The 20,454-nt window shown below is 72.8% G+C and carries 21 protein-coding genes; 14 read left to right on the top strand and 7 right to left on the bottom strand.

The features are described 5' to 3' along the window. Positions 1-19: 19 nt before the first annotated feature. From OJ962_RS15320 to OJ962_RS15310, 3 genes are read left to right on the top strand one after another with little or no spacing between them, the layout of a single operon-like run. Positions 20-589 carry a putative immunity protein gene (locus OJ962_RS15320; protein WP_202953405.1) on the top strand — a complete coding sequence of 190 codons (570 nt, stop codon included), beginning with the start codon at positions 20-22 and terminating at the stop codon, positions 587-589. Positions 590-621: 32 nt separating this feature from the next. Next, positions 622-1,308 (top strand): DUF72 domain-containing protein, encoded by a 687-nt coding sequence (locus tag OJ962_RS15315; RefSeq protein WP_270006448.1) that lies wholly within the window; start codon positions 622-624, stop codon positions 1,306-1,308. Positions 1,309-1,317: 9 nt separating this feature from the next. After that, positions 1,318-2,283, top strand: coding sequence for a winged helix-turn-helix domain-containing protein (locus OJ962_RS15310; RefSeq protein WP_202953407.1), 966 nt, complete (start codon positions 1,318-1,320; stop codon positions 2,281-2,283). On the opposite strand, the gene OJ962_RS15305 is transcribed toward OJ962_RS15310, so the two are convergent. Continuing rightward, positions 2,222-3,016: a methyltransferase domain-containing protein gene (locus OJ962_RS15305; protein ID WP_202953408.1), complete on the bottom strand. Its 795-nt coding sequence runs from the start codon at positions 3,014-3,016 to the stop codon at positions 2,222-2,224. The genes OJ962_RS15310 and OJ962_RS15305 overlap by 62 nt on opposite strands. Positions 3,017-3,140: 124 nt before the next feature. Here OJ962_RS15305 and OJ962_RS15300 point away from each other — a divergent pair, with 124 nt between their 5' ends. From OJ962_RS15300 to OJ962_RS15285, 4 genes are all read left to right on the top strand, one after another. Further along, positions 3,141-3,701, top strand: coding sequence for a dihydrofolate reductase family protein (locus OJ962_RS15300; RefSeq protein WP_202953409.1), 561 nt, complete (start codon positions 3,141-3,143; stop codon positions 3,699-3,701). 88 nt (positions 3,702-3,789) lie between these two features. Further along, positions 3,790-4,893, top strand: coding sequence for a glycerophosphodiester phosphodiesterase (locus OJ962_RS15295; RefSeq protein WP_202953410.1), 1,104 nt, complete (start codon positions 3,790-3,792; stop codon positions 4,891-4,893). A gap of 60 nt (positions 4,894-4,953) precedes the next feature. Further along, entirely contained in the window at positions 4,954-5,355 is a 402-nt protein-coding gene (locus OJ962_RS15290; protein ID WP_202953411.1) for an SgcJ/EcaC family oxidoreductase, read from the top strand. Positions 5,356-5,379: 24 nt separating this feature from the next. Next, positions 5,380-5,787 carry a RidA family protein gene (locus tag OJ962_RS15285; RefSeq protein ID WP_202953412.1) on the top strand — a complete coding sequence of 136 codons (408 nt, stop codon included), beginning with the start codon at positions 5,380-5,382 and terminating at the stop codon, positions 5,785-5,787. On the opposite strand, the gene OJ962_RS15280 is transcribed toward OJ962_RS15285, so the two are convergent. From OJ962_RS15280 to OJ962_RS15270, 3 genes are read right to left on the bottom strand one after another with little or no spacing between them, the layout of a single operon-like run. Continuing rightward, positions 5,775-6,806 (bottom strand): hypothetical protein, encoded by a 1,032-nt coding sequence (locus OJ962_RS15280; protein ID WP_202953413.1) that lies wholly within the window; start codon positions 6,804-6,806, stop codon positions 5,775-5,777. The genes OJ962_RS15285 and OJ962_RS15280 overlap by 13 nt on opposite strands. A 5-nt stretch (positions 6,807-6,811) precedes the next feature. After that, a complete protein-coding gene (locus tag OJ962_RS15275; protein WP_202953414.1) occupies positions 6,812-7,360 on the bottom strand; it encodes an RNA polymerase sigma factor in 549 nt (182 codons plus the stop codon). Between the two features lie 57 nt (positions 7,361-7,417). After that, complete coding sequence (locus OJ962_RS15270) at positions 7,418-7,621, bottom strand: hypothetical protein (protein WP_202953415.1); 204 nt, start codon at positions 7,619-7,621, stop codon at positions 7,418-7,420. A 79-nt stretch (positions 7,622-7,700) separates the two neighbouring features. Here OJ962_RS15270 and OJ962_RS15265 point away from each other — a divergent pair, with 79 nt between their 5' ends. The 4 genes from OJ962_RS15265 to OJ962_RS15250 all read left to right on the top strand — a co-directional run bounded on the left by OJ962_RS15265 (position 7,701) and on the right by OJ962_RS15250 (position 10,548). Then, a complete protein-coding gene (locus OJ962_RS15265) occupies positions 7,701-8,018 on the top strand; it encodes a GNAT family N-acetyltransferase (protein ID WP_202953416.1) in 318 nt (105 codons plus the stop codon). Positions 8,019-8,157: 139 nt separating this feature from the next. Beyond that, complete coding sequence (locus OJ962_RS15260) at positions 8,158-9,201, top strand: trans-sulfuration enzyme family protein (RefSeq protein WP_202953417.1); 1,044 nt, start codon at positions 8,158-8,160, stop codon at positions 9,199-9,201. A gap of 353 nt (positions 9,202-9,554) precedes the next feature. Continuing rightward, positions 9,555-9,857 carry a hypothetical protein gene (locus OJ962_RS15255; RefSeq protein ID WP_270006447.1) on the top strand — a complete coding sequence of 101 codons (303 nt, stop codon included), beginning with the start codon at positions 9,555-9,557 and terminating at the stop codon, positions 9,855-9,857. Between the two features lie 88 nt (positions 9,858-9,945). Beyond that, on the top strand, positions 9,946-10,548 hold the full coding sequence (locus OJ962_RS15250) for a class I SAM-dependent methyltransferase (protein WP_202953420.1): 603 nt from the start codon (positions 9,946-9,948) through the stop codon (positions 10,546-10,548). 1 nt (position 10,549) lies between these two features. Here OJ962_RS15250 and OJ962_RS15245 read toward each other — a convergent pair whose 3' ends face one another. Both OJ962_RS15245 and OJ962_RS15240 read right to left on the bottom strand, forming a co-directional pair. Continuing rightward, entirely contained in the window at positions 10,550-10,960 is a 411-nt protein-coding gene (locus tag OJ962_RS15245) for a RidA family protein (RefSeq protein ID WP_202953421.1), read from the bottom strand. Between the two features lie 5 nt (positions 10,961-10,965). Next, the gene (locus OJ962_RS15240; RefSeq protein WP_202953422.1) at positions 10,966-11,583 is read right to left on the bottom strand and encodes a TetR/AcrR family transcriptional regulator; all 618 of its coding nucleotides are present in this window, start codon (positions 11,581-11,583) and stop codon (positions 10,966-10,968) included. A 152-nt stretch (positions 11,584-11,735) separates the two neighbouring features. On the opposite strand from OJ962_RS15240, the gene OJ962_RS15235 reads away from it, so the two are divergent. Beyond that, positions 11,736-12,923, top strand: coding sequence for an MFS transporter (locus OJ962_RS15235; RefSeq protein WP_270006446.1), 1,188 nt, complete (start codon positions 11,736-11,738; stop codon positions 12,921-12,923). On the opposite strand, the gene OJ962_RS15230 is transcribed toward OJ962_RS15235, so the two are convergent. Beyond that, entirely contained in the window at positions 12,906-15,539 is a 2,634-nt protein-coding gene (locus tag OJ962_RS15230; RefSeq protein ID WP_202953424.1) for a helix-turn-helix transcriptional regulator, read from the bottom strand. The genes OJ962_RS15235 and OJ962_RS15230 overlap by 18 nt on opposite strands. 115 nt (positions 15,540-15,654) lie before the next feature. Here OJ962_RS15230 and OJ962_RS15225 point away from each other — a divergent pair, with 115 nt between their 5' ends. Together OJ962_RS15225 and OJ962_RS15220 are read left to right on the top strand one after the other, a co-directional pair. After that, positions 15,655-16,833 (top strand): ROK family transcriptional regulator, encoded by a 1,179-nt coding sequence (locus OJ962_RS15225; RefSeq protein WP_202953425.1) that lies wholly within the window; start codon positions 15,655-15,657, stop codon positions 16,831-16,833. 331 nt (positions 16,834-17,164) lie between these two features. Further along, positions 17,165-20,428: a ThuA domain-containing protein gene (locus OJ962_RS15220; RefSeq protein ID WP_270006445.1), complete on the top strand. Its 3,264-nt coding sequence runs from the start codon at positions 17,165-17,167 to the stop codon at positions 20,426-20,428. The last annotated feature ends 26 nt before the right edge of the window (positions 20,429-20,454 follow it).

The raw sequence follows: 20,454 nt of genomic DNA, 5'->3' as shown, positions 1-20,454 counted from the left end.
CGGTGCGACGATGTCGTCCGTGAGGTCTCCCCAGACGTTGACCGAGAGCGACCGGCGGCTCGTGGCCGCTTGGGCCGCGGACTGCGCTGAGCGGGTGCTGTGGGTGTTCGAGGCCGACGCGCCAGAGGATCATCGCCCTCGCGCATCGATCGAGCGCACTCGAGCGTTCGCTCGCGGCGAGCTGAACACGGCCGAGGAGATCCGCCGGCGGTTCGCCGGGGGCGGCGCGGCGCGTGAGGTGACAGCGCCGGCCGCCGTCGCCGCGGCCCGCGCGGCGGGACAGGCCGCGGCGGTCGCGCACATGGGGGCACATGCGCTGGGGGCTGCGGGCTACGCCGCCAAGGCCGCCGGGCTGGCCGCGGCCGACCAGGACGCCGCGGTCGCCGAGGAGATCCGTTGGCAGCTGGACCACATGTCGGTGGGCGTGAGGGCCGCGCTGCGATGCCTTCCGCTCCTCGGCGAGGACCGGTCCGGCCCGCTCGGGCCGGGGCTGCTGGCCTCGGGACTCCAAGGCACGATCATCCGTGAGCTGCAAGTCGCGCTCTCGGGCGAGAGCTTGACGTTCTCCCGTCCGATCGGACCGCCATGACCGAGGTCCGTGTCGGCCTGTGCGGTTTCACGATGGCGTTCGCCGACTACGTGCGCGAGTTCCCGGTGGTGGAGGTCCAGCAGACCTTCTACGAGCCGCCCGCCGACGCGACGATGCTGCGCTGGCGTCACCGCGCGCCACCGAGCTTCGAGTTCACGCTCAAGGCCTGGCAGCTGATCACCCACGAAGCGTCAAGTCCGACCTACCGCCGTCTGCGTCGCACCCTCAGCTCCGACGAACGGAGCCAGTGCGGCAGCTTCCGCACGACGCCCGTGGTGCTCGACGCCTGGAACCGGACGCTGGAATGCACGCGGCTGCTGCGCGCCACCGCGGTGCTCTTCCAATGCCCGCGAAGCTTTCGCCCGACCGCTGACAACGCCGACCGCATGCGTCAGTTCTTCGCCGCAGTCGATCGCCCCGCTGGCGTGCGCCTGCTGTGGGAGCCGCGCGGCCCGTGGCCGGCGGAACTGGTGCTGGACCTCTGTCGCGAGCTCGACCTCGTCCACGTCGTCGACCCGTTCGTGGACAGCACCGTCACGCCGGAGCAGACCTACCTCCGCCTGCACGGACTGACCGGCGCCCGTCACGTCTACACCGACGACGAGCTCGCCTCCATCGCGGCGGCGCTGCCGGCCACCGGCACCGCCTATGTCATGTTCAACAACCTGCCGCGTATCGCCGATGCCCGTCGTTTCGCGACCGCTCTACGCGGTGAGTAGCCTGCGTTGATGGCCTTCCAGCGCCTGCCGCTCGCCCAGCTGGAATCCGCGGTGATCGCGCCGGTCATCTCGCCGCTGCCGACCGCGGTCGCGCTGATCGCGCACGTCCTGCGCGGCTCCCTGCCCGAGTTGCGCGGCACGGTGCTCGCCCAGTTGCGCCCGCGGGACGTGGAGGCGCTGCTGCCGCTGCTCGCCGTCGAGCGCGGCGACGGCGGCGGTGGGCGACCGAACGAGATCGTCCCACCCGGAAGTTCGATGACGGATCAGCTCGAAGCGGTGATCGCGGTGGATCCCGACGTGTTCACCGCCGGGGTTGAGGCGGCGGAGCGGGCAGGGCATCCAGTCGGGCCCTGGCGCGCCGCGGCCGCGGACCCGGGGCGCTGGCTGCGGGCGTACGCGGTCGCGGTGCGCCGCGCGTGGACGGCGCTGGAGCCGATGTGGGTCCAGGCGGCCGGACGGCTCGACCGCGAGGTCGAGCGCGTGAGCGTCGCGCTTGCGCGGGGCGCCGGCGGCGCGTTGATCGCGGAGCGGTTCCCGCAGAGCGCGGTCGAGGCGGAAGCGGTGCTGCTGCCGAGCCACTCAGGCGCGCCGGGGGACGTGCGCGCCGGGCCCGCGCTCGTGCTGCAGCCGTTGCTCGCGCCGGATACCGCCGCGGGCTGGACGGACGACTACGGCAGCGTGTGCCTCGCGGTGCGCTACCCCGTGCCCGCCCCCGGGGTCGACGTGCCGCCACCCGCGTCGCTGGAAGCGCTGCTCGGGCCGCCGCGGGCGCGCATCCTCGCGCACCTCGATCGCCCGGCCTCGGCCGGGGAGCTCGCGCGCCTGCTGCGGGGCGTGCCGAGCATGGCGAGCCACCACGTCCGCGCGCTCGAGCGTGCCGGCCTGGTGAACCGCGTGCGCGAGGGCCGCGCCGTCATCGTGCGGCGGACGGCGCGTGGGACCGAGCTCGTCGCCCTGTACACAGCATCCCCGTGAACGCGGCCACGAACTCGCCGCGCGCGGCGGCGTCCGCCTGCTCGGCGAGCCACAGGTTCAGCTCGCGGTCGAGGTCCTGCAGCGTGCCGAGGACGATCCCGCGCCACACGGGCTCGGAGACCGTGAACGAGAAGGGCCGGGCCGCGATGTCCGTGAAGCCGCGATCGCGCAGCAGTCGCGGGAGCCGCCGCCCGGCCCAGGGTTGCGGGAGCGCGGCGTGCAGGGCGGCTTGCGCACGCATGACCACGGCATCGCGCGCGCTGCCGGGTGCCAGCATCGTCGCGCCGTAGTCGAGCTCGAACAACGCCACCCGCCCACCGGGAACCAGCAGGCGGACGAGCCCGTCGAGCGCGCTGTCGGGCAGGTACATCAGCACCCGCTCGGTGCAGATGACGTCGAAGGAGCTTTCCGGCAGGTCGAGCCCGTTCAGGTCCGCCCGCACCCAGGCGAGATTCGGGCGCGGATCGCGACCCGCGATCGCCAACAGCTCGGCGTTGTGGTCCACGCCGGTGACGTGCGCGTCGGGGTGCTCGTCTGCCAGCCGTCGCGTCTGAAGCCCGATCCCGCACCCGGCGTCAAGGACGCGTTCACCCGCAGCGGGGCGGACCGCCGCCGCGAGTGCCCGCCGGACGAGCTGGATGCCCGGTAGCCGGTCGACCTCCTGGAGGAAGGCGGTGAGCTCGTTCACCGGCGTGCCCGTCGGGCCGCGAAAGCCTTGATGCAGGTCCGTCATGGTTCCCACGGTCGCGCTTTCGAGCACCGCAAGCGAGGATTTCGAGCTTCCTCGAAAGGTTCCGGAACGGGCTCTATGGCGGGCGGAGCGATGACTCACCACCGGTGAGCCGGTCGGTGTAGGTATGCGCAACCTCGTCATCACGCAGAACATCACGCTCGACGGCGTCATCGACGCCGCCGGCGACTGGTTCGGACCCGCGAACCGCGACGACGCCTGGGACGACTCCGACCTGATCCAGGCGCAGACCGAGCAACGGGAAGGTGCCGACGCGCTCCTGGTCGGCCGCACCACGTTCGAAGAGATGCGCGGCTACTGGCCCAGCCAGACCGACGACACGACGGGCGTCAGCGACTATCTCAACCGGGTGCGCAAGTATGTCGTCTCCGGCCGCCTCCAAGCCCCCGGCGGATGGGAGCCGACGACGATCCTGCGCGGGCTCGACGACGTCCGGGCGCTCAAGGGCGAGCCCGGGGCGGACATCGTCGTCACGGGCAGCTTGACGCTCGTCCGGGATCTGGTGCCCAGCGGCCTCGTGGACGAGTACCGGCTCTTCCTGTACCCCGTCGTCGTGGGCGGCGGGCAGCGGCTCTTCGAGTCCGGGACGCAGCTCCGACAGCTCGAGACCGTGGAGACCCGCCGGTTCGACTCAGGGCTGGTGCTGTTGCGCTATCGCGTGGCGTAGTCGCCTCAAGCGTCGCGGCGCGTAGAAGCGCACAAGCTTCACAACGCATTGACATTCCGGCCGCGGGCGCCGTCGTAGCGTCCGGCGCATGCACAGACGTGTCCTCGCCTCCGCCGTAGCCGGAGTGCTCGCACTTGGTCTTGCCGTGCCGGCGGCCGAAGCCAGCCGCACCTGGGGTTCCGGTCATCGCGGTGAGCCGCTGGTCATCGGGCATCGCGGCGCGTCCGCGTACCGGCCCGAGCACACCCTCGCGGCCTACCAGCTCGCGATCGACATGGGCGCCGACTACATCGAGCCCGACCTCGTCTCCACGAAGGACCGCGTGCTGGTCGCGCGCCACGAGAACGAGATCTCCGGCACGACGGACGTCGCCTCGCGCCCGGAGTTCGCCAACCGCCGCACGACGAAGACGATCGACGGCACCGCGATCACCGGCTGGTTCACCGAGGACTTCACGCTCGCCGAGCTCAAGACGCTGCGCGCGATCGAGCGCATCCCGCAGCTGCGTCCGCTCAACACGGCATTCAACGGGCTCTACCAGGTCCCGACGCTGCAGGAGGTCATCGACCTCGCCAAGCGTGAGGACGTCGGCATCTATCCCGAGACCAAGCACCCGACGTACTTCGACTCGATCAACCTCTCGCTCGAGGAGCCGCTCGTCCGCACGCTGCGCGCGAACGGCCTCGATCGCCCGAACGCCGACGTGTTCGTGCAGTCGTTCGAAGTCTCCAACCTGCAGGAGCTCTCGCGTGACCTGCGCGTGCCGATCGTCCAGCTCACGAGCGCGGCCGGCCGCCCGTACGACTTCACCGCCAAGGGTGACCCGCGCACCTACGCCGACCTGACGTCCGCGAGCGGCCTGCGCTGGGTGTCGCGCTACGCCGACGGCCTCGGGCCGGAGAAGAACCAGATCGTCCCGCGCGACGCGGCGGGCAAGCTGCAGGCGCCCACGTCGCTCGTGAACGACGCGCACCGCGCCGGCCTGCAGGTGCACCCGTACACGTTCCGCCCGGAGAACAACTTCCTCTCGGCCGACCACCGCGAGGGTGACCCCGCGAGCCCCGAGTACCCGCGCGCCCGCGGCAACCAGGCCGCGGAGCTCAAGCTGTTCTTCAAGCTCGGCGTCGACGGCGTGTTCGCCGACAACCCGGACACCGCGGTCGCCGTGCGTCGCAAGGTCTTCGGCCGCTGAGCCCGGCCTAGGACCAACGGCCGATGGACCGTCGGCGGACCCGCACCTAGGGTCCGCCGCATGTCCATCCAGCACCAGGCCGACATCGCTGAGCTGCGCGCGATCATCGCCGACGTCCAGACCGGCTTCAACGAGAACGACCCCGAGCTGCTGGTCGGGCACTTCACCGACGAGGGCACGGCCGTCAACGTCATGGGTGCGCTCCTGCGTGGCCGTGAGGCGATGCTCGAGGCGAGCCGCGAGCTGCTCACCGGGCCGCTGAAGGACGAGCGCGCCCGCTACGTACTGGGCGACGTCACGTTCCTCGGGCCCGACGTCGCGGTGGCGCACAAGACCGCGCGGGCGATCGACCGCGCCGGGGCGGAGCTGGACGCCCGGGACGCGATGATCGCCCTGTACGTGTTCGTGCGCGAGGCGGGCCGCTGGCGAATCGCGGCGCGGCAGAACACGTTGATCCGCTGAGGCTTGGTCGCGTACGGTCTCCTCATGTCACTCGAAGGCCTCAACCCGCCGACGCTCGCGACGCCCGACACCTACACGCAGGTGATGATCGCCGAGGGGCGGCGCCTGGTGTTCATCTCCGGCCAGGTCGCGGAGGACCGGGACGGGAACTTCGTCGGCGCGGGTGACCTGGCGGTGCAGGCGCGGGAGGCGTTCGCGAACGTCGGTCGCGCGTTGGCGGCCGCCGGCGCTCGCCCGGACGAGGTGGCCAAGCTGCAGATCTTCGTCGTCGGGCTCACGCTCGAGCACCTGCCCGTGATCGAGGCCGCGCGCGTGGCCGTGTTCGGCGACCACAAGCCCGCGGACACGCTGCTCGGGGTCGCCGCCCTCGGGTACGCCGACGCGTTGATCGAGGTCGAGGCGGTCGCCGTGCTCGACCGTCAGTCGGCGTAGCGGTAGGTCGTCTCCTCCGAGCCCTCGCCGTAGGGCGGTTCGTCGGCGGGACGGCGCTCGTTGGCGCCGGGGTCGACGGTGAACACATGGCGCTCGCCGAGCACGCGCGAGGTCTCCGGGTCGATCAGCAGCTCGGTGCGCGTGTTCGTCGGCCCGTCGTCGTCGGTCGCGATCAGCGCGGCGGCGGGGCGGCCGAGCGCGTCGGTCGCGGTCGGGTCGACGCGCACATCCGGCACGCGGCTGAGCGCGCGGTAGACCGCGGCGCGGACGTCCGGGCTCACGCGCGGCGCGGTGAGCACGTTCTCGGCGTAGAGCAGGGTCTCGGCGATCGGGGACCGGCCGGCCTCGCGGATCAGGCGGGCAAGCTGCGGGTGGGCGCCGGCGGGGACGCGGCCCTCGGCCCAGGCGGCGACGGCCGCGGCCGCTTCGTCCGGGTCGGTGGGGACCGTGACGGGCCGCTCGGTGCTTCCGGGCTCGAAGAAGTTCGGCGTGCCCTGGAACATCGTCCCGTACGGCTGGCGCCAGCGCATGACGTCGCGCATCTGGTCGCCTTCGCGCTGTGAGGAGCGCTCCACGCCGTCGATCGGCGCGACCGGCGGGAAGACCCTGGGCGTCGCCGACTTCGGCACGGGTCGCACCGACTCCAGCCGCCCTTCGAATTCGGTGCTGGAGACGGGGCGGACGATCTGCCACGTCGTGTCCTCGAAAGCGCCGATCTCGACGCGCGTCTCGGCCGTGTAGCCCGAGAAGCGCGCGGACTGCGGGTTCGACGCCGCGGTCGCCGCAGCGGCTTCCAGCACGCCCAGCGGGCGCGGGCTGTCCTCGCGGGACGTGACGACGAAGGAAGCGGTCACCGCGATCGCGGCCGCGGCGCCGCCGGCCAGCAGCAGGCGACGCGAGCGACGCGGCGAGGCCGTGATGCGCCGGCGCGTGTGCTCCCAGGCGGGTGCGGGGTCGTCGCCCACGGCGATGTTGGCCGCGCGCAGGCGATCGAGCAGGTCAGGGGATTCGGTGGTCATCTCGTTCAAGCTCCGGAACTGGAGGGCTGGATCGCGGGGGTGGCGGTCGGCGCCGCGGCGTCGGGCGGCGCGGTGGGCTCGATCGCTCGCTCGAGCCGCCGGCGCGCGCGGTGCACGCGCATGGTCAGCGTCGCGGGGCGGACGCCGAGCACCTGCGCCGCCTCGGCGTGGCTGAGCCCGTCCCAGGTGACCAGCAGGAGCACCTCGCGGTCCCGCGCGCGCAGCGACGCGAGCGCGCGCAGCAGCGTGCCGGTCTCGTCCATCGAAGGGCCGTCGGCGTACGCGGGTCGGCGCTCGGCTTCCCGCGCGAGCCGCTCGTACAGCGCCCGCTGCCGCTTGGCCGTCCGGAACCGGTTGGCCAGCAGCTTGCGCGCGACCCCGAGCAGCCACGTCCGCGGGTCGTCCGGAACGTCGCCGAGCCGGCGCCACGCGACGACGAACACGTCGGCGACGACATCGTCGGCATCCTCGTCGCCCACGCGCCGGCGCACGAAGGCCCGGACCGCTCCGGCGTGCTCGCGATGCAGCTTCTCGAGCTGCGCTTCATCGTGCATGCCCGGTGAGTGTCCCGCAGGGTCGCGGACATCACCGGTCGACCCAACCAGTGGGCGTCAGCCGCGATCCTGGGTCGCCGCCGCGGAGTTGCGTCCGTCGTGCACGGCAACCACATACACCGCGCCGTCCTCGGCGTCGTGCGCGTACAGAAGGATCATCCACGGCCACGGCCCGATCAAGAACCTCACGCCTGTCCACCGCCCCGTCAATGCGCGGCCGGCGAGCGGAAACAGCTCGAGGATGCGCAGTGAGCGCTGCACCCGAGGCAGCGTCGACTCCGGCAAGAGTGCACGTGCTGTACGCGGCCGGCCGGGCCGGCCCGCACGGTACGGTTGGGCGATGAGCCGGACGGTCGAGGACAACCCAGAGCGCAACCGCTACGAGCTGCACGTCGACGGCGAGCTGGTCGGCTGGTCGGACTACCGGCCGGCCGGGGCGAGCGTGATCGTCGCGCACACCGAGATCGACGCGCGGCGGGAGGGCGAAGGCCTCGGCAGCGAGCTCGTGCGCGGAACGCTCGAGCACATCCGCGCGAGCGGCAAGACGGTGCTGCCGATGTGCCCGTTCACGGCGGCGTACATCCAGCGCCATCCCGAGTGGGTCGAGCTGGTGGACCCGGGCATGCGCGCGCGGTTCGGGTCGGCCTCGCCCAGTTAGGCGCCTCGCATACGCGGACGTCGATCCGATCAGCGCGGCCGACAGCATCCTGCACGTCGCGCCCCTCTCGCACGGCCCCGGGCTCTACGGGCTCCGGCATGAGTGTCCTCGATCGACCAGCTGCCAGTCTCTGTGGCCTATGAAGCCAGAGACCTGGGCCATCGTGGGTGGCCGGCCCGAACGCGTCCCCGGCGCGCCCCTGAACACGCCGCTCGTTCCCGCGTCCAACTTCGTGCTCGGCACCGAGCGGCTGTACAGCCGCACGGAGGCGACCGACACCTGGGAGGCGTTCGAGGAGGTGCTCGGCGGGCTCGAGGGCGGGCACGCCGTGTCGTTCTCGTCCGGGATGGCGGCGTGCAACGCCGTGCTGAGCCAGCTTCCGACCGGGGCGCACCTCGTCATCCCCGACGACTGCTACCAGGGCGTCGCGGGCATCGCCGAGGCGGGCGCGCGCGATCACCAGTGGAAGGTCGAGCGCGTGCCCGCGCCCGACACCGACACGTGGATCGCCAAGCTGCTCGAGGCGGACATGGTGTGGCTGGAGTCCCCGACCAACCCGCTGCTCGACGTGGCCGACGTGGCCGCGATCTGCGCCGCTCCGCGCAAGGACGGGACGCGCGTGGTGGTCGACAACACGTTCGCGACGCCGCTGCTCCAGCAGCCGCTCAAGCTCGGCGCCGACGTCGTCGTGCACGCCGCGACAAAGTTCCTCGGCGGGCACTCGGATCTGCTCATGGGCGCCGCCGTGGCCAAGGACGAGACCCAGCGCGACCTGCTCATCACGGCGCGCAGCCTCTACGGCGCCACGCCGGGCGTGCTGGAGGCGTTCCTGGCCACCCGCGGCGTGCGCACGCTGCCGGTGCGGCTCAAGACGGCGGTCGCGAGCGCGGTCGAGCTGGTCGCGCGGCTGGAGGCCCACCCGGCCGTGCAGCGCGTGCGCTACCCGGGCTTCGGCGCGGTCGTGAGCTTCGAGCTCGCCGACGCGGAGACCGTCGACCGCGCGTGCGCCGCGATCAAGATCATCTACAACGCGACCAGCCTCGGCGGGGTCGAGACGACGATGGAGCGCCGCAGCGTGCACCCGGGCCAGGAGCACATCCCGGACGGGCTGATCCGCATGAGCGTCGGGTGCGAGGACGTCGAGGACCTCTGGGCCGACCTCGAGCAGGCGCTTCAGGCCTGATCGCGACGCGGTGGCGCTCGGCTACCCACGGCCCGACCTGAGCGACGGCGTCGGGCAGGATGCGGCCGTGGGGCTGCTGTGGCGGCCGAGTGGGCGCTCACACAGGCCGGGTTCGCGCGCGTGGACCCCGGGGACGAGCCGTCGCTGCGCCTGCTCGAAGCTGCGGGTTTCGAGCGTGAGCGGGTGCTGCGCGCGTTCCTGGACTACGGCGACCGGCGCGGTCGTGTTCTCGCGCATCGCCGACGCGTAGAGCGAGCGAGTGCGCGGCGGCGCACGCGGGTACCCAGGCCCGCGTGCACAGCGGGATGGCTCCTGCGCGAAGGCCGAGCCGGTCGCCGGGCCACTGGCCGCTGGTGGCGCGCGTGCTGACGCTCGCGGTCGCGCTGGGGGCGCTGGCGTACATGCTCCTGTGGGTCCGGGCGTTCGGGCTGCCGCGCCCCGCGTTCATCGACCCGGAAGGACTCGCCAGCTTCGGGATCACGCTCGCGGTGATCGTCGCCGTGTGGGGGACCATCGGGCTGTTCGTGTGGGACGTCTTCTCGAACCCGCGCCTGGGTGACGCCGGGCGCATCGCCTGGTCGGTGGCGCTGGTGGTCCTGCACGTCTTGGCGATGCTCGCCTACTGGGCGCTGTACCTGAGCCGTCAGCGCGAGTAGCTCGTCGCAGTGCGAAGCGCCGCACCGGCTTTGCCAGGTCGGCACGCGCCCCTTGTCGGCGAACCGCGCGCACGCCACCGTGTCTCCCATGAGCACGGACGCCGAATGGGACGCGCGCTATTTCGCCGCGCCGGAGGGCATGTTCAGCGGCAACGTCAACGGGACGCTCGCCGTCGAGGTCGCGGACCTGGCGCCCGGCACGGCGCTCGACATCGGCTGCGGCGAGGGCGCGGACGCGATCTGGCTCGCGCGCGCCGGCTGGGACGTGACGGGCCTCGACGTGTCCGCGGTCGCCGTCCAGCGGGCCGAAGGCGCGGCACGGGCAGCGGGCGTGGACGTGCGCTGGTTGGTCGGGGACTTCGCGACGACCGAGCTGGACCCGTTCGACCTCGTGACCACGCACTATCCCGCGCTCGAGAAGACGCCGGACCGGACCGTCCTACGAGCGCTCGCCGCCGCAGTGACGCCGGGCGGGACGCTGCTCTACGTGGGTCACGCGCCGCTGGAGCGCGAAGCCGCGCTCGCGCGCGGGTTCGACCCCGACGGTTACGTGCTGCCCAAGGACGTCAGCGCGTTCCTCGACGACCGCTGGGAGATCGAGGTGGCCGAGACGCGCCCGCGGCCCGGCGGCGCGCCGCACGGCTCGGCCTTCACGCACGACGACGTGTTGCGCGCCCGCCGCCTGCGGTGACTCAGGCCGGCACGGGCCGGGCGGCGACGGCTTCCACCTCGAACAGGATGTCCGGCATGGCCAGGCCCGCGACGCCGATCACGGTCTGGGGAGGCGGCGTGTCGCCGCAACCGTCGCGCACGGCGGCGCCGATGATGCCCAGCTTCTCGAAGTCGGGCTCGACGACGTAGGTCCGGAGCTGGATGACGTTCCCGAGGTCGAGCCCGTGGGCGGCGAGCGCGGTGCCGACATTGGCGAAGGCCTGCTGCACCTGCGGCGCGAAGTCGGGGGAGACGACGGCGCCCTGCGCGTCGGATCCGTACTGGCCGGCGACGAACACCAGCTCCGATCCCGCGGGGATCGTGGCGGTGTGGCTGTAGCCGAACGGGACCGGGTCGTGCAGCCCCTCGGGATTGACGATCGTGTGGGACATGCGGGTCACCTTTCGTTGTGGGGAGCGGCGGCGAGCGCGAACGCGAGCTGGGCGAGGACGATCTCGCGGTAGTCGGTGTCCTCGGGCTTCAGGTGGCCGAGGACGACCGGGTAGAGCAGGCCGACGATGTGCGCCACGGCGACCTCGACGATCGCCGCGATGTCGAAGCGCGGGGTGAACGCGCCGCTCTCGACGCCTCGCCGAACCGCGTCCAGGAACGGCTCGCGGTACTGCTCGGCGAGCGCGGCGGCGTGATCGCGCAACTCGGCGTCGTGGGCCGCGGCGGTCCAGAACTCCATCAGCATCCGCCACGTCGCGACGTCCGTGGACAGGCCCCGATCGACCATTGCGACCAGCTGCTCCCACGGATCGTCGAACGGCGCCGCGAGCTCCTCCATCGCCGTCACGGCGACCGACGTGGCCTGCCGCAGCGCCTCGATCAACATGTCCTCGCGCGAGCCGAAGTAGTGCTGCAGCGTGCTGACGGCCACGCCCGACGCCTCGGACACGTCGACGAACCGCGTGCCCGCGTAGCCGCGATCGGCCAGCACCGCGACCACGTGGTCGAGCACGAGCGTGCGGCGGGCGCCGCCGGCGCGGCGGGGGCGATGGTCGGCGGGCACGTCCGTACCGTATCACCATACGGTACGGACGTACCGCGCCGCCCGGCCACGACGTCTGCGACGCGCTGCACGCGCGCGCCGCCCGCCGCGCATGACTCGCGATGCGCCTGCACATCGAGTCCCAATTACCGCGGCTCGCGTAGCCTGCGCGCGTGAACCAGCCCGCGCTGGCCGGCGGCCGCACCGCGCTCTACGTGCTTGCGCACGCCGCGATCTGGGCGGCGGCGCTGGCCCCGGTGCTCGTCTCGTTGCCGATCCGGGTGGAGGCGCTGGAGCCGGAGGACACCTCGCAGGCGCTCTCGCTGATCCTCGGCGTCGGCGGGCTGGTCGCGCTCGCGAGCCCGGTGTTCGGCTGGCTCAGCGACCGCACCTACCGCACCCGCGGGACCCGCCGCCCGTGGCTGCTCGGCGGCGCGCTCGTCGCGCTGGCGGGCGCGCTGACGATGGGCGAGGCGCGCTCGATCGCGCCGCTGCTCGCGGGCTGGTGCCTGACGCAGATCGGGTGCAACACGGTGATCGTCTCGTTGATGGCGGTGCTCGTGGACGCCGTCGCGCCCGCGCGGCGCGGCGTCGTGTCCGGGCTGCTGGGCGTCGGCCCGCCGATCGGCGCGGTGCTCGGCACCTGGCTGCTCGACGCGCTCGGCGACTCGCCCCGGCTGCTGTCCCTCCCCCCGCCCCTTGCCGCCGTCGTCGCGGTCGCGCTGTTCGCGTCCACCCTGCCGTCCGCGGTGCCCGCCGCCCCGGCGGCCGCCGGCACCGCGCGAGTGCGTCCCACGCCGGCGCTGGTCTGGGCGTGGCTGAGCCGGCTCGCGTTCTTCTTCGGCGTCGTGATCATCGGCAACTACCAGGCGCTGTTCCTGATCGAGGATCTCGGCCGCTCGCCCGACGACGTGCCGCAGCTGATGGCGATCGCGACGCTGCTCAACACGACGTTCGTGATCGCCGCCAGCCTGGTCACCGGCCGCGCTTCGGACCGGCTGGGCCGCCGCAAGCCGTTCCTGCTCGCCGCCGGGCTCACGTTCGCACTCGGCGCGTGCGTGCTGGTGACGGCGGACTCGTTCCCGGCCTTCGTGCTCGCGGTCAGCATCACCGGGCTCGCGCTCGGCGCCTACGCGGCCGTCGATCTCGCGCTGATCACCGACCTGCTGCGCTCGCGCGAGCAGGACGCGGCGCGCGACCTCGGCGTCTTCAAGCTCGCGAACGGGCTCCCGCAGGTGCTTGCGCCGGCGGTCGCGTCGGTCGCGCTCGTGAGCGGCTACCCGGCGCTGTTCGCCGCCGCCGCGGCGTGCGCGGTCCTGTCCGCGCTCGCCATCACGCGCGTCCTAGAGCTCCGCGCGTGAGCGCACGCCGCGCTTGGCGAACACGTGCGTGAGGTGGTTCTCGACCGTCTTGACGCTGAGCATCAGCTCGGCCGCGATCTCGCGGTTCGTCCGGCCCGCGGCCGCCAGGCGCTCGACGGCGCGCTCGCGCGGGGTGAGCTCGTCGCGAGAGCCGCGCCGGCCGTCGGGGGAGAGCGCCACGCCGCAGGCCTCGAGCTCCACGTTGCACTGGGCGATCCACGGCGCGGCGCCGAGCGCCTCGAACGCGGCCTTGGCCGCAAGCAGCTGCGCCGTCGCCGCGCGCCGCTGCCCGTCGCGGCGCAGCACCTTGCCGTGCTCGAGCGCGATCCGCGCCTGCTCATACGGGTACTCGAGCGGAGCGATCACCGCCTGCGCCTGCGCCAGCGCGCGCAGGGCGCCGTCGCGGTCGCGCCGCAGCCACGCGAGCCGCCCGCGCGCCCGGGCGAGGTTCGCGCGCATCCCCGCGCGGGTGACGGACGGCTCCCAGACTGCGAGGAAGTCCGCGGCGGCGTCGAGCGCGCCCGTGTCCAGCAGCGCCTCCACGTACACGTCGTGCCAGCGGAAGTAGCCGGGGTCGTCGGCGTCACCGGAGCCCGGAGCGGTCACGAGCGGCTCGAGCTCAGCGAGCACGCGCGCCGGCTCCGCGGCGCCGTAGGCGAGCCCGATCCGCCGCGCGGCGACGTGGCTCTCGAACACCGCTTCGACCTGCTCGAGCGCGGCCATGTGCCCCTCCACCTCGTCCCGCTGACCGCGCGCGGCGGGCACGAGCATCGCGACCTGCAGCGCGTGCACCTGTGACGCCGGGTCCATCGCCTCGTTGGCGACCGCGACCGCGAGCTCCGCGTTGACGACGGCCTCGTCCCACTCGCCGAGCAGGAACTGGGCGCGGGCGAGCCGGGCGTAGGTGAGCGCGCCGGGCGTCAGCAGACCGTGCCGGACCATCGGCGGCGCGGCGACCGCGAGGTGCTCGCGCGCCTCGGCGGCGCGGTCGGACGCGAGCAGCAGGCTGCCCGTGACGTCCGCGAGCGGGTAGCCGCCCCCGGCCAGCCGCGCCCCGAGGCGGGCGATGCTGGCTTCGACGACCGCCCACGCCTCCTCGCCGCGCCCCGTCAGGTCGAGCCCGAGTACGAGGCTCCAGGTCGCCAGCGGCACCGTGACGTCGTTGTCGGGCGCGTGCGCGAGCGCGCGCCGGCCCCACTCGACGATCTCGTGCCCACGCATGCGCAGTACCGCCAGGTACGCGCGGCGCTCGGCGAGCTTGGCGGCGAGGACGGGGTCGCGCTCGGTGTCGCACTGCGCCCACGCGCTCGCGAGCAGCGCCTCGGCCTGGTCGCCCTGCCCGAGCGCGATCGCCACGAACGCGAGCACGCCGTCGCGCAGCGCGCTCGGCTCCAGCGCCTCGACCTGGGGGAGGAGCCGCCGCGCGCGCAGCCGGTCGGAGCCGTAGAGGGTGGCCTCGGTCGCCTCCAGCAGCCGCCGCTCGCGCGCGGCCGCGTCCGCGCTCAAGCGGCTGGCCGTGTGGAGCGCGGTCGCGACCGCGGGCCACGAGCCGCGCGCCCGCGCCTCCGCCGCCGAGCGCTCCAGCTCCTCGGCGAGCACGTCGTCGGTGCCGACGGCCGCGGCCACGCGGTGGCGCAGCGCGATCGCGGGCGAGTCCGCCAGCTCCGCCGCGCGCGCGTGCAGCCGCGCGCGCTCCGCGACGCCGAGGCCGTGGTAGACCGCGGCGCGGCTGAGCGGATGGCCGAAGCGCAACGTGCGGTCGGCGAACGTGACCAGGCCGGTGGCGAGCGCGGCGTCCGCGGCCTCCAGCGCGTCCACGCCGGCGATCGCGGCCGCGTGTACGGGGCCGGCGACGGCCAGCGCCTCGAGCAGCCGGCGCCCCGGCGCGGGCGCGGCGGCGACGCGCCGATGCACGAGCGCGGCGTACGAGCGCGGGGCGGGCCAGGTGCCGTCGTCCACGCTCCAGCGCTCCGCCGGCTGCTCGTCCAGCAGCGCCTTCAGGTACAGCGGGCTGCCCGCGGTGTGCGTTTGCAGCGCCCGCGCCACGCGGCGCGAGAGCGTGATGCCGCTCGCCGCCGCCAGCGCCTCGACCTCCGCCTCGCTCAGCGCCTCGACGGTCACGACGGATCCGCGCGCACCGGTGGCCAGCGCCCGCAGCGCCGGTGGCAGCCGGTCCAGCTCGTCGGCGCGGACGGTCAGCACGGTGAGCACGCGCTCGGCGACCAGTCGGCGGACGGCGAACAGGATCGCGCGCAGCGAGCCGGCGTCCACCCAGTGCGCGTCCTCGACGGCGAGGATCACCGGCGCCTCGGACTCGAGCTGGTCGAGCCGGTCCAGCAACTCGCGCCCGGCCTCGAGGTGGTCGCCGCCCACGCCTCGCTGCAGCAGCTGGTCGACGATCCCGAACTCGAGCTCCACCTCGGACTCGACGCCCTCCGCGCGGACCAGGATCGCGTCGCCGGCGTCCCGCAGAAAGCGGTCCAGCAGCGCCGTCTTTCCCATGCCGGCGGCTCCGGCGACGAGCACGACCTGGGGGCTCCCAGCCCGGGACCTCGCCAGCGCGGCGCCCAGGTCGCCGAGCTCCGTCGTGCGCCCGACGAAGGCCTCGCTAGGCACGCGACCCCCCAGACACATCCCTTCGAACCCCCAGTTGGAACGGTGTCACCTCTGTCGCGCGATCTGGGTGGGGTGCGCCATCCTGGCGCTCCTTCTCGGTCAGCACCCACCAAGCATGCACGAAGCCCAAGCCGTTCCCTCCGTCGACTCGACGATCATGCTGCGCGTCCTGCGCACGCTCGCCCAGCATCCCGGGCTCACGCGCGCGGAGATCGCGGCCGGCGTGGGCGCCTCGCGGCCGACCGTGTCCACGGCGCTGCGGCTGCTGGAGGACCGGGGGTTCCTGGAGCAGCGGATCGTGCCGGGGTCGGCGACCGAGCGGCGCACCGGGCGCCCGCCGATGCGGGTCTTCCTGGCCGGGTCGGCGGCGTCGTCGGTCGGCCTGGAGATCACGCGCACTGAGCTGGGCGCCGGCATGTTCGACATCTCCGGGCGGCTGCTGGCCCACGCCCGCCTGCCCGTGCGCGGGGGCGAGAACGGCGAGGCGCTGCTCGACGACGCGGCGGCGCTGGTGCGTGAGCTGCTCGCGCAGAACGCGGGCTCCACGGCGTACGTGCTCGGCGTCGGGGTCGCGGTGGCCGCGCCGATCGACCATGACGGGCACCTCGTGGACGACGTCAGCCTCACGCACTGGCACGGCGTGGATCTGGCCGGCGGGCTGGAGGAGCGGCTGCGCCTGCCCGTCACGATCGAGAACGACGCCAACGCGGCGGCGCTGGCCGAGCACCGCTTCGGCGCGGGGCGCAGCTGCGCGGATCTGCTGTATCTGCGGCTCTCGCCCGGCGTGGGCGCGGGGTTGATCCTCGACAACCGCCTGTACCGCGGGGCGAGCGGGATCGCGGGCGAGCTCGGGCACGTGACCGTGGAGCCGGCCGGCGCGCTGTGCAGCTGCGGCGGGCGCGGGTGCCTGGAGACCGTTGCCAGCCCGCTGGTGCTCGAGGACGAGCTGCGCGGCGTGAAGGGCGGCGCGTGGGCGACGCTCGGCGAGCACGGCGACCGCCATGTGCGTCGGCTGCTCGCGGACGCCGGGCTGGCGGTCGGTACCGCGATCGCGGCCGCGGTCAACCTCTTGAATCCGGCGCGCGTGATCGTGGGCGGGCAGCTCGCCGACGGCGGTCCGGTCCTGTTCGACGCGATCGACGCCGGGCTGGCGCGCGACGCGATCTCCCCGGCGATGGCCCGAGCGCGGGTCGTGCCGGGCGCGCTGGGCGCCCAGGCGCCGGTTCTGGGCGCGGCCACGGCCCTGATCTCGCGCGAGCTCGAGGCGCTCGTGACCCCGGTGGCGGTGGCCTGAGCGCGAGTTCGGTAGACGCTTTCCAGAACCACCCGGCTGGCGGCGGTGCATTCTCTCAGTCACCGACTGAAGTGACACCCTGTGTCACTTTCGAGGGTGAATTCAGGTAAGTAGTGAAAGAAGTCATCTTATGGCCGTAAGACCGGCATAAGTCGTTGACATCGGTGTGTCAAGTGTTAGGTTAACTGCTGGCTGACTGACGTAAGGCAGCCGGCGATTTTCAACCCCAGGACGAGGGCCTGGGCCAGGAGGAGAGTGGATGGTCACACGACGTGCTTCCGGCGCGCGGCTTCGGCGTGCCGGCGTTACGTGCGCGGTGGCGCTCGCGGGTTTGACCGCGGTCGCCCCGTCAGCTGCACACGCACAGGGCCCCGGTGACGGCAAGCGGGTGATGCTCTACACGGGCACCACCGGTTTCCGTCACACCGACGGCATCAACAACGGCCGGCCCGTGATCCAGGCCAAGCTCACCGAGCTCGGGTACACGGTCGACTGGGAGGACTGCAGCGCGCGGTCGGCGGCGGGCGTCGAGCCCACGGCCAACAACTGCAACCACGCGCAGAAGAACCCGCGCATCTTCAGCGCCGAGAACCTCGCGCGCTACGACGCCATCGTGTTCTTGAACATGTCATGGTCGTGGAACACCAACAACCCCGGCCCGCTGCTCGACCAGGACGCGCAGAAGAACGCGCTGATCGGCTTCGTGCAGAACGGCGGTGGCATCGCCTCCATCCACAACGCGACCGACGCCGGTGCCGGCAAATCGGTGTGGGACTGGTGGGACGGCGGCCCGAACTCGGTGATCGGCACCACGATGCCCGGTCACTCACGCAACAGCACCACGACGAACCTCGCCACGGTGCAGACGGCCGACAACAACCACCTCTCGACGCGCGATCTGCCTGACACATGGCAGATCGGCGACGAGCACTACAACTACCTCAACAACGTCCGCGGTGGACACCACGTGCTCGCCACGCTCGACGAGCGCACGTATGACCCGGGCGTCAACGCCCGTGGGCAGGACCACCCGATCACGTACTGCAAGCTCTACGACGGCAGCAACGTCAACGACGGCACGGCGACCACGCGCGCGTACCGTGACGGTCGCACCTGGGTCACCGGCATGGGCCACAACGGCATCCGGTACACCGAGAACGACGGCAACAACGACATGGTCAAGATGATGGTCGGCGGCATCCGCTGGGTCGCCGGCGAGGGCCGCAAGTCCGACTGCTCGGGCACCGTGTGGTCGAGCTTCTCGCGCCAGGTGCTCGTCTCCGACGCCATCAATCCGATCGGCATCGACGTGGCCCCGGACGGCAAGGTCTACTGGTCCGAGATCGGCCAGCCCATGGGCCTGGAGTCCACCGGCTACATCAAGATGCACGACCCGAAGGGCGAGCCGAACAACAAGACCACGGTCGCCTCGATCCCGACGCGCGCCGACCACGGCTCCTCCGAGGACGGTGTCCTCGGCATGTCCCTGCAGCCCGGCTTCGACCTCACCAAGCCGGACAAGCGGCACGTCTTCGTCTACTACTCCCCGCGCAACCCGGCATGGCCCATGGAGGGCAACGTCCAGGTCGTCGGCTACAACCAGATCAGCCGCTTCACCCTCACCGAGGACGGCTCGGCGGTCATGCCGGGCTCCGAGCGCGTGATCCTGCGCGTCCCCAAGGCCAAGATCGTCGGCGCGCCGTCCGGCCACCCGGGCGGCCCGACCAACGGCGGCCCCGGCCACGTCGGCGGCGCCGGCCTGGACTTCGACTCGGCGGGCAACCTGTACCTGGGCATCGGTGACGACGTGTCCCCGAACGCCACGGGCCACGACCGCTTCCAGCCGATGGACTACCGCTCGGCCGAGCGCTGGGACGCCCGCAAGACCTCCGCCAACACCGCGGACCTCCGCGGCAAGGTGCTCCGCATCGCGCCGAAGATGGGCGAGATCGCGGCGGACGCGGCGCCCGAGCTGGGCGCCACCTACGACGTGCCGGAGGGCAACCTGTTCCCGGTCGGCTCGGCGAACGCGCGGCCCGAGATCTACGCGATGGGCTTCCGCCAGCCGTTCACGCTGCACACGGACCCGGCGAACCCGGGCCTGGTGGGCGTGGGCGAGTACTGCAACGACGCTCGTACCGACCGCGAGGATCGCGGCTTCGCCGGCGTCTGCGAGTGGAACCTGGTGGACAAGCCCGCGAACCACGGCTGGCCGTTCTGCGCCGGCGACAACTCGGCCCCGAACACGGCGACGCGCTGGGACTACCAGAACGCGCGCTCGACGGGCCAGAAGTACGACTGCTCGCTCGACCAGATCCCGTCCGACATCAACTGGGCGCCCGAGGGCCAGGCTCCGGCGCCGGCCACGTTCCAGGGCCGTCACCAGATCCCCAAGCCCGAGAAGGCGACGATCTGGAAGAAGTACGACGAGGCCACGGCCGGCAAGCAGAACCCCGCCGACTTCGGTGACCTCGGCAAGGGCGGCATGCAGCCGATCGCCGGCCCGATCTACCGCTACGACGCCTCCTCGGCGTCCGCCGGCGCGTTCCCGCGCTACTACGACGGCGCGTGGCTGATCAACAACCGCGGCACCAACGACGGCTTCTGGAAGGAAGTCCGCCTGCGGCAGGACAACAACCAGATGCTGCGCGTCAACGACTGGCTGCCGCCCAACGCGGCCGGCTCGGACACGGCCAGCCTCAACAGCATGGTGATCGGCACGCAGTTCGGTGCCGACGGCGCGCTGTACATGTCCCGCTACGCCGTCGGCTGCTGCCGCAACAACAACACGATCCCGACGCAGATCGTGAAGATCTCGTTCAACGTCTACGACGAGACGACGGCGCCGAGCGCCACGGCCGAGCTCGACCCGGCTCTGCCGGGTGAGGGCCGCGCCTATCCGGGCCCGGTCACGGTCAAGCTCAACGCGACGGACGCCGCCGCCGAGGGTGACGCCAACCCGGTCTCCGGCCTCGCCGGCATCGAGTACCGCAGCGTCAAGGACGGCGTCGCCGGCGATTGGACGACGCTCTCGAACGCCGCGGGCGGCAACACGTTCGCCGGCTCGGCGCGCATCGAGGGCCAGGGCGCGTACAGGATCGAGTACCGCGCGATCGACAAGGCGGGCAACCGCAGCGCGGTCAAGACGATCGCGTTCAGCATCATCCACCCGGTCGACGTGGAGGGCAACGTCACGGCCACGGTCCCGACCGTGCTCGGCCTGACGTTGTCGGCGCCGACGACGCTCGGCGCGTTCACGCCGGGCGTGACCAAGGACTACGCGACGGAGACCAAGGCGCGGGTGACCGTGACCACGGGCGACGCCGCGCTGTCGGTCGTCGATCGCGCGAGCGAGAACGCCGGCCGCATGGTCAACGGGTCCGTGGCGCTGCCGCGGCCGCTCGAGGTGAGCGCCGCGGGCGGGGCCTTCAGCCCGATCAGCGGCTCGCCGGTCCTGCTCAAGAGCTGGACCGCGCCGACCTCGATCGAGGACGTGCCGGTGACCGTGAAGCAGTCGATCCTGGAGACCGACCCGCTGCGGGCCGGCACCTACGGGAAGACGCTGACCTTCACGTTGTCGACGACCACCCCGTAGCAGCCCGGTGAACCCCGCGTCCCGGC

This window comes from Solirubrobacter deserti (assembly GCF_027587175.1).
GTDB lineage: Bacteria > Actinomycetota > Thermoleophilia > Solirubrobacterales > Solirubrobacteraceae > Solirubrobacter > Solirubrobacter deserti.
Note: the sequence above shows the minus strand (reverse complement) of the source record. Positions and strands in the feature narration are given on the sequence as shown.

Coding starts and splice junctions, on each gene's coding strand:
- OJ962_RS15315 (WP_270006448.1), top strand. CDS start 622: ATGGCGTTCGCCGACTACGTGCGCGAGTTCCCGGTGGTGGAGGTCCAG.
- OJ962_RS15310 (WP_202953407.1), top strand. CDS start 1,318: ATGGCCTTCCAGCGCCTGCCGCTCGCCCAGCTGGAATCCGCGGTGATC.
- OJ962_RS15305 (WP_202953408.1), bottom strand. CDS start 3,016: ATGACGGACCTGCATCAAGGCTTTCGCGGCCCGACGGGCACGCCGGTG.
- OJ962_RS15300 (WP_202953409.1), top strand. CDS start 3,141: ATGCGCAACCTCGTCATCACGCAGAACATCACGCTCGACGGCGTCATC.
- OJ962_RS15295 (WP_202953410.1), top strand. CDS start 3,790: ATGCACAGACGTGTCCTCGCCTCCGCCGTAGCCGGAGTGCTCGCACTT.
- OJ962_RS15290 (WP_202953411.1), top strand. CDS start 4,954: ATGTCCATCCAGCACCAGGCCGACATCGCTGAGCTGCGCGCGATCATC.
- OJ962_RS15285 (WP_202953412.1), top strand. CDS start 5,380: ATGTCACTCGAAGGCCTCAACCCGCCGACGCTCGCGACGCCCGACACC.
- OJ962_RS15280 (WP_202953413.1), bottom strand. CDS start 6,806: ATGACCACCGAATCCCCTGACCTGCTCGATCGCCTGCGCGCGGCCAAC.
- OJ962_RS15275 (WP_202953414.1), bottom strand. CDS start 7,360: ATGCACGATGAAGCGCAGCTCGAGAAGCTGCATCGCGAGCACGCCGGA.
- OJ962_RS15265 (WP_202953416.1), top strand. CDS start 7,701: ATGAGCCGGACGGTCGAGGACAACCCAGAGCGCAACCGCTACGAGCTG.
- OJ962_RS15260 (WP_202953417.1), top strand. CDS start 8,158: ATGAAGCCAGAGACCTGGGCCATCGTGGGTGGCCGGCCCGAACGCGTC.
- OJ962_RS15250 (WP_202953420.1), top strand. CDS start 9,946: ATGAGCACGGACGCCGAATGGGACGCGCGCTATTTCGCCGCGCCGGAG.
- OJ962_RS15245 (WP_202953421.1), bottom strand. CDS start 10,960: ATGTCCCACACGATCGTCAATCCCGAGGGGCTGCACGACCCGGTCCCG.
- OJ962_RS15225 (WP_202953425.1), top strand. CDS start 15,655: ATGCACGAAGCCCAAGCCGTTCCCTCCGTCGACTCGACGATCATGCTG.